This is a genomic window from Sulfitobacter sp. M22 (genome assembly GCF_021736025.1).
GTDB classification, from domain to species: domain Bacteria; phylum Pseudomonadota; class Alphaproteobacteria; order Rhodobacterales; family Rhodobacteraceae; genus Sulfitobacter; species Sulfitobacter litoralis.
On record NZ_WMEC01000001.1, the window covers coordinates 959,395 to 975,611 of the forward strand.

A 16,217-nucleotide genomic window follows, 5' to 3' on the forward strand; every position below is an offset into this window, starting at 1 on the left:
TTCACCGTTACGCTTAGTAGGCGGCAAGTTTCGTGCGTTTGTAGCTGCCCGGTGTCGACAGCTGCTGTTCGATCGCGCGGGCAAGATCGTGGATCAGCACTGCGTTATCTGGCTGCGCTTCGGCAACGGGCGGAGCAAAACTGTTGAGTTCGACCGCGACCTGACGGGGCTCTGCCAGCGTCTTGCCGTTGCGCGCGTCCACTACGGTCAGAATGAACTCGGCCGATGGTACGGCTGTCGCAGACCCTGCAGCGGGATTGTGAAAGCGCAGGACCTCTACCTCGAGCGTCGCTGGAACGGGTCCATAGGCGGTGACGGCACCCTGTTGGATTGCGGCCTCAAAGATAGCACGCACCTGATCGCGGTGATCGGCGTTGGCTGCGTCATGCCAGATGATGTCCGCCGATTGCAGCAAGTTGGTTTCTTGGGCGACACGAAGATGATTGGGCAAAAAGACATTGGTTTGCTGGATATGAACAGCATCCAACAGCGTATCGGGCTGGTAAGAATTAAGGTTATCCAGCAAAGACATACGGGACGAGGATGTATCATACATCGCATTCCGGCTGGCAATATCCGCCGGTGCACAACCGGACACGGCAGCGGCAAAGGCCAAAGCGATCAACAGGTTTTGATGTTTCATATTCCCCTCCAAAAGCTGCCGGTGAATAGGACTGTGCAGCGTTGATATTGTAATGCCGTCCAATTAAGGCGGGAATGGGGCGAGAATGTTCAGAACTTAAGGCAACATTTGGGTATTTCGGCACGTTTGCGTCTTATTGTAGCGTTATTTAGCTTCGAGGGCGTGTTTTCCACCCGCCACGCCGTCGGGGCGTGGCCATACCGATCAACCCCTCCTGCATTACACCTGTCATCGGATGGTCCCTATTTTCCGGTGCAACCTGATCCAGCAACGCGCGTAAGGCAGCCTTGGTATCTGCCTCCATCGGCAAGCTCAGGGCCCAATCCAGGAAGATCGACCGGCACTCTGGCGGCGAGATATCCGGTATGCGGTAGGATTCATAGATCAACCCCTTAGGGTCGTTCAGATCACCTTTGGTCATGACTGTCCCCTGTCGGCCTTATCAACGTAATCGGCCAATGCCTCGCCAATGATCGCCGCGGCCTGCGCATAGCTCCGAGTCAAATGGTCGTGCAGTTCTTTCGGCGTCTCGACCTCATGCGTGCGACACAAGAACCGCAAGCCCGCCTGCCCCAACGACTCCTCGCGCAGAACCGATGGTGACAGCAACCGCGTCGCGGCCTGCAAAGCCCAGCACGTGTGATACACCTTGCGCAACACCTTTGCCTGATCGGCACTGACGATCTTTTGCTGTTCCGCATGCGCAATGCCGCTGGCGATATCGCGCGCCGTTGTCCCTGCCAGCAACGCACCCGCCTGCGCCAACAGCTCGATATCCTGCAAGCGCCCCGGCCCGTTTTTGGCGTCCCAAATGCCGCCCGCAGCCTTGGCTGTGGCAAGGCGCGCGCGCATGGCGGCGACCTCGTGCAAGGTATCGGCGCGGTCGCGCGGGCGTGCGAGCACCTTGTTACACAGCCCCGACACCTCCTGCATCAGGTCATCGGGGCCTGCCACACATTCGGCTCGGGTCAGCGCGAGATGCTCCCAGACCCAAGCCTGCCCCATCTGGTAACTTTCAAAGCTTGCAAGACTGGTCGCTACCGGGCCTTGCGTGCCGGAGGGGCGCAAACGCATGTCCACCTCGTAAAGCTTGCCTTGGGCCATGGGGGCGGTCATCGCAGTAATCATCGCTTGGGTCAGGCGTGCGTAATACAGCCGCGAGGCAAGCGGCCGCTTTCCGTCAGAGCTTTCGACATCGGCGGAATCGTAGACGACAATCATATCAAGATCAGAGGCCGCGGTCAGGCGGCGCGCACCAAGCGACCCCATGCCCACCAATACAGCGCCGCGTCCCGGTGGCGGGCCATGACGCCGCGAAAATTCGTTAATCACCACGGGCCATAGCCCACGCAAAACAGCCCGCGCGAGATCGGCATATTGTGCGCCCACCGTCGCGGCATCAAGCAACCCGCGCAGGTGATGCACACCGATCCGAAAGTGCCATTCCTTTGCCCATCGACGGCAGGTATCAAGCCGCGCTTCGTAGTCCTCTTCGGCCTCCAACGCTTCTGTCAGGCTCTCGAGCAACCCATCTTCACCGGGCCAATCGCTAAAGAAATCGCCGCCGATCACGGCATCGAACACTGACGCATTGCGCGATAGATAAGCCGCCAAGGCGGGCGATGCACTAACGATATCTACAAGTAAATCAGACAGTTGCGGGTTGATCTTCAACAAAGAGAATAACTGTACGCCCGCGGGTAGCCCTCCTAGAAATCCATCAAAGGCCAAAAGCGCCTCGTCCGGCTTGGTGGCCCGTGCCAGCCGCGCCAGTAGGCCGGGCTTGAGCTCTGCAAACAGCTCTGCCCCGCGGGGGCTACGCAAAGCGGGATAACTCAGCCAACGATCAACAATGGCGGCGTCAAAGACATGTTCGTCAGGGGCGGCAGCCGGTGTAGGGCTTGAGGTCGAGCCCGCAAAGAACCCTTCGGTCAGCTGGTGGACCTCTTCCAGTCGCCGTTCAAGATCGCTGCGCAAGGCCGGCAGATCCATGTCCATCATCGCGGCCAAACGGTCAAAGCCTTCATCGGACTGTGGCAGCGTGTGTGTTTGCGCGTCGCGGATCATCTGTACCCGGTGCTCGACGGTGCGATGTGCGCGGTAATGGTCGCAAAGGGTTTCGGCCGCGTCTGCGGGGATCCATTCCTTATCGGCCAACACAGCCATGCCTTCGCAGGTGCTGCGCACCCGCAAGTCAGGGTCGCGCCCACCCGCAATCAACTGGCGGGTCTGGGTAAAGAACTCGATCTCGCGGATGCCGCCGCGCCCGAGCTTCATATTGTGGCCTGACAGCGAAACCTTGCCCCCCAGCCCTTTGTGTTCGCGAATGGCAAGCCGCATGTCATGCGCATCCTGTATAGCGGCAAAGTCCAGATGCTTGCGCCAGACAAAGGGGCGCAGGACCGACAGAAACTGATCCCCCGCCGCCAGATCCCCGGCCGCGGGTCGCGCCTTGATATAGGCTGCGCGTTCCCACGTCCGGCCTAGACTTTCATAGTATCTCTCGGCGGCTTCCATCGCCATGCAGACCGGCGTGACACCGGAATCGGGCCGCAAGCGCAGGTCGGTGCGAAAAACATACCCCTCGCCCGTGAGATCGTTGAGCATTCCGCTCATGGCGCGGGTGGCGCGCACAAATGCGGTGCGTGCGTCGTGGAAATCAGTCGGATCAAAACGGGTCTCGTCAAACAGGCAGATCAGATCGATGTCAGAGGAGTAGTTCAGCTCGCGTGCGCCCATCTTGCCCATGGCAAGCACGACCATCCCCGCGCCGGTATTGGCGTCCTCTTCGGTCATGCCGGGCAGTTTGCCGCGTTTGACCTGCGCCTTCAGCCCTGCCGTCAGCGCGGCTTGCGTCGCGGCATCGGCGAAATCCGTCAATGCACCGGTCACGTCCTCCAGCGACCACGCGCCTGCCAGATCGGCCAGCCCCGTCATCAACGCCACACGCCGCTTGCCCTGACGCAGGTGGTTGGCAAGCTGGTCGGGGGCCACATCGCCTGCGCCGTCAATCACCCGTTGGACTGCTGCAGCGGGATCGTCGAACGCCTTGCGACACCAGTCGGTTTCCTTTTGCATCAACGCTAACAGGTATGGCGACGTCGACCCTGCACCCGCAACAAGAGCTGAAATCTCGGGGGGCGCATCAGGAAACAACGCGCGCGCATCCTGCGCCTGATCGGTCGTAAAAATGCGGGGACAGCGGGTGATCTGACGGGCAAGTGTTCTCATATGCCCAGCATTCGCTGGTTACTGGGGCTTCGTCAATGGGCGGAAAGACAGTGCTAAGCCCCAACAAACGCGGCCAAAACCAAATAATGTAAAAAACATTTACATTAAACCTTGCAAAGCAGGTCTAGCATGCCGATCTATTGTAATGTGAAAGGCATTTACATTGCCCACCACCGCACCGGCCCGCAGCGTTCAGGGCCACCACACTCTGACCGAAAGGGAACTTGATGACACAGAGCTATGCACCCTCGTACGCCGCACAACGCAGTTGGCTGGGCCGTGCCGAGGATTTTCTTGACGACAAGGGCAAAGGGGCGTGGATCGCCGCCATGGTTGTCGGCTTTATCGCATTCTGGCCGCTTGGCCTCGCCGTTCTTGCGTATATGATCTGGAGCAAACGCATGTTTAAATCTATGTCTTGCAGCAAACGTGCCCGCCGTGGCGTTGTCACCGGACGTTCTACTGGAAACGCCGCATTTGACGCCTATAAGGCCGATACGCTTGCCCGTCTGGAGGAAGAGCAAACCAACTTTGAAGCCTTCCTGACCCGCCTGCGCGACGCCAAGGACAAGGCCGAGTTCGACCAGTTCATGGCCGAACGGTCGACCGATGAAGATGATGCGCAAAAGGCCTAAGGCTTTGCGCAAAGACAACCGTGCCCTCCGCCATGGCGGGGGGACACCCATTCTTGAGGGACGAAACATGATGACCCCCACCACCCCTGATCCATTCGACCAGCCAGAATTCTATAGCGGTATCCCGACCAAACGGTTCATGGCGTGGGTTGTTGATGCTTTGTTGGTGCTGATTGCCAGCGTGCTAATCGTGCCGTTCACCGCCTTTATCGGGTTGTTTCTATTCCCGTTGTTGATGCTAATCGTGGGCTTTACCTACCGTGTTGCGACGCTTGCCAGCGGGTCGGCCACATGGGGGATGCGCCTGTTCGGCATGGAACTGCGCACCGCACGCGATGAACCGCTTGATCTGGCGTCGGCCTTTTTGCACACGGCAGGCTATAGCGTAAGCGTTGCCATGATGCCGTTGCAGGTGATTTCGATCATCCTCATCTGTTCCACCTCGCGCCACCAGAGCCTGACGGATGTGATCCTCGGCACGGTCCCGCTGAATCGTCGTGCCGAAAGCGTGAACTGACCCAAACTTGTACTTGGCGCGGTTTGGTCCAGTTGTTAGGATTTCGCGGAACAACAACGGATTTTCATGCGCCATACACTCCCCATCGCACCGCAGTTCTATGTCACTGCGCCGCAGCCCTGCCCTTATCTTGAAGGTCGGATGGAACGTAAGCTGTTCACCGCCCTACAAGGAGAGACTGCGACCAAGCTGAACAACAGCCTGTCGGGTCAAGGGTTCCGGCGGTCGCAGAATGTGCTGTACCGCCCGTCTTGCGCCGATTGCGCGGCCTGTATGTCCGCGCGCATCAACGTGGCCGACTTCAGCCCGAGCAAGGGCCAAAGGCGCACGATCAAACGCAATGCCGGACTGGCACGACGGGCCACGTCGCCGTGGGCCACAGAAGAACAATACGATCTATTTCGCACCTATCTCGACAGCCGCCATGCGAATGGTGGCATGGCGGATATGGATGTTTTCGAATTTGCCGCGATGATAGAGGAAACACCGATCCGCAGCCGCGTGATTGAATATCATGACAAGCAGACCCGCGATTTGATCGGCGTGTGCCTGACAGATGTGCTCGAGGATGGGGTGAGCATGGTCTATTCTTTCTACAGTCCCGATCGCCCCCGTGACGGGTTGGGCAACTACATCATCCTCGATCATATTGAGATCGCCCGCTCGGCGGGCCTGCCCTATGTCTATCTAGGCTATTGGGTGCCCGGCAGCCCCAAGATGGGGTATAAAGCTAAGTTCTCGGGACTTGAGGTCTATATGGGGGGCGCGTGGCAAAAGATGCGTAACCCCGATGATTTCTCCCCCGACCAGCATCCGCTGAACACCGTTCCAATTGCCGAGCAGGTCGCCAATATCGCGCTGCCCGATCTAAGCCCGACCCGCCGCTGATATGCGACTGCGCTGCGCTATTAACTACTCTCATTCTCAATGAAACGAAAAAAGGCACCCCGAGGGGTGCCTTTTGTTTTAGCAAAACCGTGCTGCCCGTTTAGTTCGGGATCAGGTCCGGCACGATTGTTACGATCACCGGGAACATCCACAGCAGCGCCAAGGCCCCGACCTGGATCAAAACGAAAGGAATGATCCCGCGATAGATGTGCGACGTGGTCACGCTCGCCGGCGCAACGCCGCGTAGATAGAACAACGCAAAGCCAAAGGGCGGCGTCAGGAACGACGTTTGCAGGTTCACCGCGATCATGATCGTCACCCACTTCGGATCAAAGGTGCCGCCGTAGATCACCGGCCCGACAATCGGGATCACGATGTAGATGATCTCGAGGAAGTCGAGCACGAAGCCCAGCACAAACAGCACCAGCATCACGATCAGGAAGACCGTCAGCTCGTTGTCGAAGCTTTTCAGCCACTGCTGGATGTAGTGTTCCCCACCAAAGGAGATCACCACAAGGTTCAGCAACTGCGACCCGATCAGGATGGTAAACACCATCGAGGTCACCTTGGCCGTCTCGCGGACCACGGGGCTTAGCACGCCCGAGGTATAGAGGATCCAGCACGAGAACAGCAGACCGAACACCGCGTATAGATACGCGCCATAGGCGACGAAGAAGGCAAACCAGCTTTCGACGCTCACGCCCTCTTGGTTGATGCGCAGGTCAAAGTTCACGCCCACAAGGATGCTGATCAGGATCGCCAGCGTGGACCAGATGATCACCTTGGGTGAGCGGTCCATATCCTTGAGCTTGCGATAGGCCGCCAGCATGATCGCACCACCTGCCCCCAAAGCCGCAGCAGGCGTCGGGTTGGTGATACCGCCAAGAATCGACCCCAGCACCGCAACGATCAGGACCAGCGGCGGAAAGACCACGCGGATCAGTTCGTTACCTGCGCAAAGCTTCAGCGCATAGACCACACCATACATCACAGCCACGAACGGCAGCGCCATCAGCACCACCAATCCACCCGATGACGTTGCAGGGCCGATCAGCAGGATGTCCACCAGCACGGCAAGAACCAGACCAATGCCGCCGATGATCAAGGGGCGCTTGTCCGCCGAAGGTGCCACACCGCGACCCGTCGTCATGACCAAGGCCAGCAGGATCAGGATGATTGCAACACCGGTGCCGATCGGCGCGGCGTCAGCGATCTTGTCTGCCTGCTTTTGGGCCAGGGCTTCTTCGGTCAGCTTTTCGCTGGCCTGTTGACCACCAGCGGCTTCGATCGCGGCTTGTTCGGTCACCGCTTGATCCCATGCACTTTGGCCGTGCAGTTCGATCATCGCGGCCTGACAGGTTTCACCGACGTTCGTGCGCAGGCTGGCACCCTGCCCGATGTCGCTAAAGCTTGAAACCACTGTCGACTGGTTGCCCACCATACCAAGGTTGCCCAGAACAATCGTCCCGACGATCAGCAATGCCGGCATACCAAGGAACCACGTAAAGCCTTCGCCCCGTGTGATGGGTTCGGCATTGGTTGCCCCCATTGGCACAGCAGGTGCATTTTCAGGGTTCAGCAGCGCGTACACAAAGGCATAGAGCGCATAAAGCAGCGCCAGCATGATCCCCGGCAGCAATGCCGCTTGAAACAACGTGCCCACAGACACGACCGCAGGCTCGCCCAGATAGGTCAATGCATCCGTACAGCCAGCCGAGGTTGCCCGTGCTTCTTGCGCCGCTGAGTACAAGTCACCAGCCAATGTGCCCAACAGAACAATAACAATGGACGGTGGGATAATTTGCCCCAAGGTACCAGACGCGGCGATGACACCGGTTGAAAGCTCGGGCGAATATCCGTTCCGTAACATCGTCGGCAGGGCAAGCAGACCCATGGTCACAACGGTCGCGCCCACGATCCCTGTCGAAGCCGCAAGAAACGCGCCAACAACGACGATCGACACGGCCAGACCACCGGGCAATGGGCCAAACACCCGCGCCATCGTGGTTAGCAAGTCGTTAGCAATCTTGGAGCGTTCTAGCGTGATGCCCATCAGAACGAACATCAGAACCGCCAGCAGCGTCTCGATCGACTGCCCCGCGAGGACGCGTTCGTTCATCCGGTTCACGATAAAGCTGACGTTCCGGTCGAGTGCGACTTCCCACCCTTGCGGGAAAACCGATTCACCGATGAGCGGTAGATCGGGATAGCGGAACTTGGACACCGCATCATTGGGAACGCCAGAGTTCACCAGATCACGATAGGCTTGGGACGATTGGTCAATCGCCTGATGCACCATCAGACCCGCACTATCGAGTGCGGCGATGATGCCGAAAGAAATGATACCAGCACCACCGATGGCAAAGGCCACCGGAAATCCGGACAGGATGCCGCCAAAGAGGCAGGCAAAAACAATGATCAGGCCAACTTCGACCCCGTCGAGACCAAATAGCATGGGACGCCCCTTGAATTAATGTGTGCCCTCATAGGCTTCTTCGCCCTCGCCCAACGTATCGCGGTCGAGATATTTATCTGCGCTCTCAGGCCCTTCGCGGAACTCTAACAAAGCACGATAAAACACTGATATTGCTTGCAAGATCACCATTGCGCAGAAGGCGCACAGCAGGATTTTGAACAAGAAGTAGCCATTGAACCCGTTCGGCGAAAAGCCGATGGTTTCCACATTCCACTTCAGCAGTCGCGCCTTGCGCAGCAACAGCTCTAGCCGGTCAGATGCCGACGGGTTCGGTGTCACCAGATGGCGCCACAGGAAGAACCAGCCATAAAGCCATGTGACAATCGCAAAGGGGATCATGAAGAACAGCGCGCCGAACATGTCAATCACGCGCTTGGTGCGGAACTTGGCACCGGCATAGAACAGGTCAACCCGTACGTGGCCGCCTTGCACAAACGTGTAAGACACACAAAGACACACGACCAAGGCGTTGAAAAGCTTTAGTTCTTCGGCAAACCAACTGATGTCGAATTGCAGCGGAATACCAAAGCCGATAGAGATATCAGGCCGCGTAAAAATGCGCTGCATGAAGACGATGATGATCTGTTGCAGCACCATCAGCAATCCGGCCCATGCAAAGAAACGCCCCGTTGCATTGGCGAAACCTTCCAGCCCGCGCACGCACGCCCACATAACGCTGCGCTTCCAAATCCCTATGGCCGTGACAATCACCAGCCCGATCAGCAGGACAAAGAACAGCTCTGCCGAGGCACCGTAGTAGATGAACCGCATCAGCGCTTCGCCATTGGACCAGTCCAGCCACATGGACGGGTTCAGCAGCGCTGCAAAGAAGTTGTAGAATGCCTCGAGTAGGTTGCCCAGAACAAAGCTGATCAGGTTGCCCTCTTGGAACTGGTCCAAGCAGCTGATTTTGGCCCCTTCCGCCGCGCGGAAAAATCCTGCGCAAACTGCATCTTCTGCCATTGATATCCCCCCTTCGCCCGCCCGGTTTCAGCGCGGGCTTGGTGCGAAAATTATCCTCGCTTTGCGTGCCCCGTTTCAGGGATGCAAAGTCGCGTGTGGGGCCGCCCAAAGGCAGCCCCCATGTCGTCCCAACGGGATGGCTTACATTTTGCCAAGAACGCGCTGGCGCTGTTCGACATAGTAGGCGTCGGATTTCGACAGCCATTCGGCCGATGCGGACAGCGAGGATTCAAAGCTGGTACGGATGTCGGCGAACAGGGTATCGTCCATGTTCTCGTCCATAACCTCTTTGGAGGCAGCACCGAACGCATCCCAAACATCGTCGGGGAACTGCATGGTTTTAACACCCTGCTGCTGCAAACGGGACAATGCGGCACCGTTATTAGCCAGCGTTTCGGCCAGACCTGTGTGCGTCGTCGCCATCGATGCATATTCGATGATCTTTTGCTGTGCAGGCGTCAGGTCGTTGAACACATCAAGGTTGACCGATGCTGTCAGGCCCGAACCTGGCTCGTGGAAACCAGCGGTGTAATAGATCTTGGCAACTTCCTGGAAGCCAGCGCGTTCGTCCGCAAATGGGCCAACCCACTCAAGACCGTCGAGCGCGCCCGACGACAGCGCCTGATACAGTTCACCACCGGGGATGTTCTGAACCGATGCGCCCAGTTTACCCAGAACCTTGCCGCCCAGACCGGGCATGCGGAATTTCAGGCCATTGAAGTCTGCGGCAGAGTTGATTTCTTTGCGGAACCAGCCACCGGACTGCGAGCCGGAGTTTCCGGCGAGGAACATCTTCATGTTGAAGATTTCACCGATCTGGTTGTGCAGATCATGGCCGCCACCGTGCAGGTACCAGTTTGTCAGCTCCTGGGCTGTGGCACCGAAAGGCACGGCGGTGAAATATGCCAGACCGGGGTGCTGGCCGATAAAGTAATAGTCGGCGGCGTGGTACATATCCGCCTGACCGGAGGATACGGCATCAAAGACTTCGAACGCGCCGACAAGCTCGCCGGGGGCTTTCTTTTCGATGGTCAACGTGCCGTCAGACATTTCGTTAACCATATTGTTCAGATAGGTGGCAGCGTCATCGAGCACGGCAAAACCACGGGGCCAAGCGGTGACCATGGTCAGTGTGCGTTTGCCTTGGGCATAAAGCGGTGCGGCCAGTGTGGTTGCAGCAGCGGCAGACCCGCCAAGCGCGGATGTCTTCAGAAATGAACGACGGTCCATGTTGGATACTCCTCCCGAGTAATATGAGGGTGCCCGCGCTTCATTATATGCGCGCAGGTCATTTCAAGTGACACTCAATTTACGCAAATGCCCGAACATGAAAATACCAACTACTGCGTAGACAGCACAGTTTTACCGCCCAAATATGCTGCAGACGACTGAAGTGACCCGCCATATCTTGTGCACCCGCACGCATAGCGGGTGAAAGGCTCGCTGCATCTAGCACTTTGATTCGCGAGGATTTCCCAGTATCAGCCATGCATGCGCCGCCCGTCATTCCTGATCGCCCCCACCTATGCTCAAAAGCTGACGCTCATTGCTGCCGTCCCTTTGGTGCTGGCAGTGACGGCGATTGCCTTTGTGGTGGCATTACAGGCTCGCGCCGTCGCGAACCGCGAAATCTCGACGTTAGAACAGCAACTGATCGACGCCAAAAAAGTCGAGCTGCGCAACTATGTCACCCAAGCACGCAATGGGTTTTACTTTGTCTACGGCTCTGCCTCGCCCGATGACGGGGCAGCAAAATCGCAGGTCGCACAGATCCTGTCAGCGATGATTTATGGCGAAGAGGGGCAATTCTTTGTCTACGACTACGACGGCACCGCGCTCGTCAGCCCGCGCCAAACCGACCGGATCAACCGCAACTTTGCCGGCGAGACGGACAGCCAGGGCACTGCTGTGGTGGACGAACTGATCCGCATCGCGCGCAATGGCGGCGGGTATCACACCTATATGTGGCCTAAACCGTCGACCGGTGAAGACGCACGCATGATCACCTATGTGACGTCGTTTCCAAGTTGGCAGTGGGCTGTGGGCACGGGTGTATTCATCGATGACGTGCTCGCCAGCGGTGCCACCGCCCGTTTCGACGTCTTGGCGCGGGTGCATCGCACGTTCTTCTATATTGGCGCGATCACGGTCACCGCGCTTTTTCTGGTCTTCGGGTCGGGCATGCTGGTCAACCTGCGCGAACGCCGCCTTGCGGATGCCAAGCTCAAGAAGCTCACCCAACGGGTATTTGATGCCCAAGAAGAAGAACGCGGGCGTGTGGCGCGCGAATTGCACGACGGGATCAGCCAGATTCTTGTGGGGGTGCGCTATGCGCTCGACAATGCGCGCCGCAGGCTTGAACGGGGCGACACCCGCGCAGCAGAGCCTTTGGCCAAGGGGATCGACAGCCTTGCCGAAGCCATCGCAGAAGTCCGCCGTATCAGCCGTGAGCTACGCCCCAGCATCCTTGATGATCTAGGCCTTGGTCCGGCGCTGAAAACTCTGGTAGAACAGTTTGCACTACGGACAGGCGTGAAATGCCAATTCAACACCGTGGTGTTTCGCAACCGTCTGGACGACGAGGCTAAGATTGCACTGTACCGGATCGCACAAGAGGCGCTGACCAATATCGAACGCCATGCCCGCGCCACAGAAGTTATTGTCGACCTGCGTGGACACCGGCAGGGGGCGACGCTCTCTATCTCTGACGACGGGTTGGGGCTATCCAAGACGCGCTCTGTTTCAGGCGGGTTGGGGCTGCGCAATATGCAAGAAAGGATTGAACAGCTTGACGGGACGCTGACGCTGCAAGCCTCGGCCCAAGGCGGCACCCAGATCACCGCCACCGTACCACTGACCCATATGCTGCGCCCGCCGCCGATCGCCCTGCCCTGACCCCGATGAACTTCCTCCTGCCGAAAGCAACCTCATGCCCCCTTTAGCCTCTCCGCCATCCCAAATGATCAAGGTCATGATTGTCGACGATCACCCGATGGTCGCCGAAGGCATTCAGTCGATCCTAGAAAGCTACGATGATATCGAGGTGGTTGGTTGTCTGCCCAACGGGCGCGCTGCCATTGATAGCGTCGCACAACTGGCACCGGATGTGATCTTGATGGACCTCAACATGCCCGAGATCGGCGGACTTTCGGCGACTGAAATTTTGCTGGAGCGCGAACCTGATACCCGCATCGTGATCCTATCCATGCACGATAATCCCGAATATATCTCTTCGGCGCTGAGCCACGGTGCTTTGGGCTATATCCTCAAGGACGTGCCCACCGACGAGATCAAGCTGGCGATCGATACAGTGATGGCCGGCAGTCGCTATCTATGCACCGGTGCGCAAGGGTCGCTTGAACCCAAGGACGCAACGCGTGAATCCCTGACCGAGCGGGAGCAGACGATCCTGCTACAGCTGGCACAGGGCAAATCCAACAAAGAAGTCGCGGTGACCTTGGACATCTCCGTGCGCACCGTGGAGACACACCGCAAGAACATCAAACGCAAGCTCGGCATTTCGTCGACTGCGGGGCTGACGCGTTATGCGATGGAACATGGAGTGTTGCAGGGAACGGGTGTCCGGCTTTAGCGCCGCAAAACCGGTTTAAACGGCTACAGTTTTTCAAAAATTAGAAAATTTACGATTTCACGCAACAAATGAAAAGATTTCCAGCCCTCAGCGACACTTTTAGATCAAATATGCCATTGACGCCCCTTTGCGCCGCTCATAATGTCCATGGACGCAACGAAGGGCCTTTGGTTATGACAGACCTAGCGATTACATATATCGTCGTCATTCTAAGACACACGCGCATGGGCCGGTAACGGCAGACCATACCAGTCACCATGCGCCCCCGTCAAAATCGGGGGCTTTTTTTTGCGCAACGCACCTTTTGTTAAACCACCGCCTGACGGAGCACCAAGATGACACGTAAAATGACCGGAGCGAAGATGATCGTTCAAGCCCTGATTGATCAGGGTGTCGATACCGTATTTGGCTATCCCGGCGGCGCTGTCCTACCGATTTATGACGAGGTGTTCCAACAAAACAGCATCAAACACGTGTTGGTGCGCCACGAACAAGGCGCGGTTCATGCCGCCGAAGGCTATGCGCGCTCGACTGGGAAACCGGGCGTTGTGCTTGTGACCTCTGGCCCCGGTGCCACCAACGCTGTGACTGGTCTGACGGACGCCTTGCTCGATTCCATTCCGCTTGTGGTTCTGACGGGGCAGGTGCCGACCTTTATGATCGGCTCTGACGCCTTTCAGGAGGCCGACACCGTGGGCATCACCCGCCCCTGCACCAAACACAATTGGCTGGTGAAAGAGACCGACAAACTGGGCGCCGTCCTGCACGAGGCATTCCACGTGGCCACCAGCGGACGCCCCGGTCCAGTTCTTGTCGACATCCCCAAGGATGTGCAGTTCGCCACGGGGCAATACACCCCCAAGAAACCGTCGACCTCGCATTATCAACCGCCCGTCAAAGGCGACATGACCGAGATCGCCGCACTGGTAGAAGCCATCGAATCTGCCAAACGCCCTGTCTTTTATACTGGCGGCGGCGTCATCAACTCTGGTCCCGCGGCCTCGCAACTGCTACGCGAATTAGTCGAGGCGACAGGCTTTCCCATCACCTCTACGTTGATGGGCCTTGGCAGCTATCCTGCGTCGGGCGACAAATGGCTGGGAATGCTGGGGATGCACGGTCTTTACGAGGCCAATATGGCAATGCACGACTGCGATCTGATGATCAACATCGGCGCGCGTTTTGACGACCGTATCACCGGCGTTGTCGATCTGTTCAGCCCGAAGTCGAAGAAAGCGCACATCGACATCGACCCATCGTCGATCAACAAGATCATCCGTGTCGACATTCCTATCGTCGGTGACGTGGGCCATGTGCTGGAAGACCTGCTGAAAGTCTGGAAATCCCGCGGCCGCAAGACCAACTCCGACGCGGTTGCCAAATGGTGGAAACAGATCGAGGAATGGCGCAATGTTGACTGCTTGAAGTTTGAACAAACAGGCAAGATCATCAAACCGCAATACGCGCTCTCGCGGCTTGAGGCGCTGACCAAGGATCACGACCGCTATATCACGACCGAAGTGGGCCAGCACCAGATGTGGGCGGCACAATACCTGAATTTCGAAGACCCGAACCGCTGGATGACATCCGGTGGGCTTGGCACGATGGGCTACGGCTTTCCTGCCTCCATCGGTGTGCAGATGGCCCACCCCGACGCGCTGGTGATTAACGTCGCGGGCGAAGCGTCGTGGCTGATGAACATGCAAGAAATGGGCACCGCGATGCAATACGGCCTGCCGGTCAAACAGTTCATCCTGAACAATGAACGTCTGGGTATGGTACGACAGTGGCAGGAATTGCTGCATGGCGAGCGTTATTCCCAAAGCTGGTCTGAATCCCTGCCCGACTTTGTAAAGCTGGCAGAGGCTTTCGGGGCCAAGGGCATCATTTGTTCCGACCCCGATGATCTGGACGATGCCATCCTGGAGATGTTGAACTACGACGGCCCCGTTATCTTTGACTGTCTGGTGGAAAAACATGAAAACTGTTTCCCAATGATCCCGTCGGGCAAAGCCCACAACGATATGATGCTGGCGGGTGCCGGTACGCAGGGTGTGATCGACGCCAAAGGATCGGTCTTGGTCTAAGCCGCGAACGGCACAAGCAAACACATCGGCGCGGCCGCGCGCCGACATTGAATACATCTTAAAAGGACAGTGTCATGTCAGCCCTAAAGATCAAAAAAGGCGCCACCAGCCATTCAGCCTACAACCTGCGTCCCAACTTTTCGGATGTGATTGAACGGCACACGCTTGCAGTTCTGGTTGAAAACGAACCAGGCGTGCTGGCGCGTGTCATCGGCCTGTTTTCAGGCCGCGGTTATAACATCGACAGCCTCACCGTTGCAGAGGTCGATCATACAGGCCACCTAAGCCGCATCACCATCGTCACCTCGGGGACACCGCAGGTCATCGAACAGATCAAAGCGCAACTGGGTCGGATTGTACCGGTACATGAGGTGAATGACCTAACCGTTGAAGGTCCGGTGGTCGAACGCGAGCTTGCCATGTTCAAGGTCAGCGGCACAGGCGAGAAACGCGTCGAAGCACTGCGTCTGGCGGATATCTTTCGTGCCAATGTCGTTGACAGCACGTTGGAAACGTTTGTTTTCGAGATTACCGGCGCGCCCGAGAAGATTGATGCCTTTGCCGAATTGATGCGCCCCTTGGGGCTGGTCTCTGTCGCGCGGACTGGTGTTGCAGCGCTGTCTCGCGGCGACTGATGCGCTCACTACGCCCGGGGTCGGCCTAGCCTATACAGGCTGGGCCAGATTCCGTTGACGAAGCGCTGCGGGCGGTGTGTTTCTGGGCCGGAAATGCAAGACATCGCCCCCGAGAGTATCCCTTACGGTCGTGTTTGAGTGCTGCATTAGTTTTTCCGGCAGATCGGCATCCGCTTTGCTTTTCACGATGGTGGGATTGAACGCCTTGCGCAGCTTGGCATCCTGATAGACTTCGAATTGAACCAGGTCGCCGGCATCAAAGGGTGTTTCGGAAAGGTCTAGGCTGTCCGGATCGCCGTGAAAGTAGGCGAGATCGCCGTGATCTTCACACCAGAAGACGGCTTTATTGGCTCTCGCGTCGCTCCAAAGCACTACTCCGTACATTTCCGAACCCCTCCTAAATACTTCTAGACATGAGATATACTCGCGCCATTTTGATAAATTGTCGATTTTTTTACGAATTCAATTTGTGTCGGCCGCTACTTCATTTGACGCTAATCAGCGTCAAATGACATCCAATAAGGGCAAACCCACTTGCCAATTCACTCAA

Annotated in this window: 14 protein-coding genes; 7 read left to right on the plus strand and 7 right to left on the minus strand. The window is 57.5% G+C overall.

The genetic code is table 11. The features are described from left to right. Positions 1–13 precede the first annotated feature (13 nt). The 3 genes from GLP52_RS04835 to GLP52_RS04845 form a co-directional block, all read right to left on the minus strand. A complete protein-coding gene (locus GLP52_RS04835) occupies positions 14–643 on the minus strand; it encodes a DUF6778 family protein (RefSeq protein ID WP_093733839.1) in 630 nt (209 codons plus the stop codon). 148 nt (positions 644–791) lie between these two features. Further along, complete coding sequence (locus tag GLP52_RS04840; protein ID WP_093733840.1) at positions 792–1,064, minus strand: hypothetical protein; 273 nt, start codon at positions 1,062–1,064, stop codon at positions 792–794. After that, positions 1,061–3,874: a bifunctional [glutamine synthetase] adenylyltransferase/[glutamine synthetase]-adenylyl-L-tyrosine phosphorylase gene (locus GLP52_RS04845; protein WP_237271697.1), complete on the minus strand. Its 2,814-nt coding sequence runs from the start codon at positions 3,872–3,874 to the stop codon at positions 1,061–1,063. Before GLP52_RS04845 ends, GLP52_RS04840 begins: the two co-directional genes overlap by 4 nt. Before the next feature lie 227 nt (positions 3,875–4,101). On the opposite strand from GLP52_RS04845, the gene GLP52_RS04850 reads away from it, so the two are divergent. The 3 genes from GLP52_RS04850 to GLP52_RS04860 all read left to right on the plus strand — a co-directional run bounded on the left by GLP52_RS04850 (position 4,102) and on the right by GLP52_RS04860 (position 5,914). Continuing rightward, positions 4,102–4,509: a DUF2852 domain-containing protein gene (locus GLP52_RS04850; protein ID WP_093733842.1), complete on the plus strand. Its 408-nt coding sequence runs from the start codon at positions 4,102–4,104 to the stop codon at positions 4,507–4,509. Positions 4,510–4,579: 70 nt separating this feature from the next. Next, the gene (locus GLP52_RS04855) at positions 4,580–5,026 is read left to right on the plus strand and encodes an RDD family protein (protein ID WP_093733899.1); all 447 of its coding nucleotides are present in this window, start codon (positions 4,580–4,582) and stop codon (positions 5,024–5,026) included. Positions 5,027–5,092: 66 nt separating this feature from the next. After that, positions 5,093–5,914 carry an arginyltransferase gene (locus tag GLP52_RS04860; protein WP_237271698.1) on the plus strand — a complete coding sequence of 274 codons (822 nt, stop codon included), beginning with the start codon at positions 5,093–5,095 and terminating at the stop codon, positions 5,912–5,914. Positions 5,915–6,014: 100 nt separating this feature from the next. Here the strand turns inward: GLP52_RS04860 and GLP52_RS04865 are convergent, their stop codons facing one another. The 3 genes from GLP52_RS04865 to GLP52_RS04875 all read right to left on the minus strand — a co-directional run bounded on the left by GLP52_RS04865 (position 6,015) and on the right by GLP52_RS04875 (position 10,583). After that, positions 6,015–8,369 carry a TRAP transporter large permease gene (locus tag GLP52_RS04865; protein WP_237271699.1) on the minus strand — a complete coding sequence of 785 codons (2,355 nt, stop codon included), beginning with the start codon at positions 8,367–8,369 and terminating at the stop codon, positions 6,015–6,017. A 15-nt stretch (positions 8,370–8,384) separates the two neighbouring features. Then, positions 8,385–9,353, minus strand: coding sequence for a TRAP transporter small permease subunit (locus GLP52_RS04870; protein ID WP_093733845.1), 969 nt, complete (start codon positions 9,351–9,353; stop codon positions 8,385–8,387). A 141-nt stretch (positions 9,354–9,494) separates the two neighbouring features. Then, positions 9,495–10,583, minus strand: coding sequence for a TRAP transporter substrate-binding protein (locus tag GLP52_RS04875; protein WP_093733846.1), 1,089 nt, complete (start codon positions 10,581–10,583; stop codon positions 9,495–9,497). Between the two features lie 261 nt (positions 10,584–10,844). Here GLP52_RS04875 and GLP52_RS04880 point away from each other — a divergent pair, with 261 nt between their 5' ends. The 4 genes from GLP52_RS04880 to ilvN all read left to right on the plus strand — a co-directional run bounded on the left by GLP52_RS04880 (position 10,845) and on the right by ilvN (position 15,667). Then, positions 10,845–12,248, plus strand: a complete 1,404-nt coding sequence (locus tag GLP52_RS04880; RefSeq protein WP_093733847.1) for a cache domain-containing protein — start codon at positions 10,845–10,847, stop codon at positions 12,246–12,248. A gap of 76 nt (positions 12,249–12,324) precedes the next feature. Next, positions 12,325–12,945, plus strand: a complete 621-nt coding sequence (locus GLP52_RS04885; RefSeq protein ID WP_237271700.1) for a response regulator — start codon at positions 12,325–12,327, stop codon at positions 12,943–12,945. A 335-nt stretch (positions 12,946–13,280) separates the two neighbouring features. Next, on the plus strand, positions 13,281–15,032 hold the full coding sequence (locus tag GLP52_RS04890; RefSeq protein ID WP_237271701.1) for an acetolactate synthase 3 large subunit: 1,752 nt from the start codon (positions 13,281–13,283) through the stop codon (positions 15,030–15,032). A 74-nt stretch (positions 15,033–15,106) separates the two neighbouring features. Further along, positions 15,107–15,667 (plus strand): acetolactate synthase small subunit, encoded by a 561-nt coding sequence (gene ilvN, locus GLP52_RS04895; RefSeq protein ID WP_093733850.1) that lies wholly within the window; start codon positions 15,107–15,109, stop codon positions 15,665–15,667. 30 nt (positions 15,668–15,697) lie between these two features. On the opposite strand, the gene GLP52_RS04900 is transcribed toward ilvN, so the two are convergent. After that, entirely contained in the window at positions 15,698–16,051 is a 354-nt protein-coding gene (locus tag GLP52_RS04900) for a hypothetical protein (protein ID WP_237271702.1), read from the minus strand. Between the last annotated feature and the right edge of the window lie 166 nt (positions 16,052–16,217).

Coding starts and splice junctions, on each gene's coding strand:
- GLP52_RS04835 (WP_093733839.1), bottom strand. CDS start 643: ATGAAACATCAAAACCTGTTGATCGCTTTGGCCTTTGCCGCTGCCGTG.
- GLP52_RS04840 (WP_093733840.1), bottom strand. CDS start 1,064: ATGACCAAAGGTGATCTGAACGACCCTAAGGGGTTGATCTATGAATCC.
- GLP52_RS04845 (WP_237271697.1), bottom strand. CDS start 3,874: ATGAGAACACTTGCCCGTCAGATCACCCGCTGTCCCCGCATTTTTACG.
- GLP52_RS04850 (WP_093733842.1), top strand. CDS start 4,102: ATGACACAGAGCTATGCACCCTCGTACGCCGCACAACGCAGTTGGCTG.
- GLP52_RS04855 (WP_093733899.1), top strand. CDS start 4,580: ATGACCCCCACCACCCCTGATCCATTCGACCAGCCAGAATTCTATAGC.
- GLP52_RS04860 (WP_237271698.1), top strand. CDS start 5,093: ATGCGCCATACACTCCCCATCGCACCGCAGTTCTATGTCACTGCGCCG.
- GLP52_RS04865 (WP_237271699.1), bottom strand. CDS start 8,369: ATGCTATTTGGTCTCGACGGGGTCGAAGTTGGCCTGATCATTGTTTTT.
- GLP52_RS04870 (WP_093733845.1), bottom strand. CDS start 9,353: ATGGCAGAAGATGCAGTTTGCGCAGGATTTTTCCGCGCGGCGGAAGGG.
- GLP52_RS04875 (WP_093733846.1), bottom strand. CDS start 10,583: ATGGACCGTCGTTCATTTCTGAAGACATCCGCGCTTGGCGGGTCTGCC.
- GLP52_RS04880 (WP_093733847.1), top strand. CDS start 10,845: ATGCGCCGCCCGTCATTCCTGATCGCCCCCACCTATGCTCAAAAGCTG.
- GLP52_RS04885 (WP_237271700.1), top strand. CDS start 12,325: ATGATTGTCGACGATCACCCGATGGTCGCCGAAGGCATTCAGTCGATC.
- GLP52_RS04890 (WP_237271701.1), top strand. CDS start 13,281: ATGACACGTAAAATGACCGGAGCGAAGATGATCGTTCAAGCCCTGATT.
- ilvN (WP_093733850.1), top strand. CDS start 15,107: ATGTCAGCCCTAAAGATCAAAAAAGGCGCCACCAGCCATTCAGCCTAC.
- GLP52_RS04900 (WP_237271702.1), bottom strand. CDS start 16,051: ATGTACGGAGTAGTGCTTTGGAGCGACGCGAGAGCCAATAAAGCCGTC.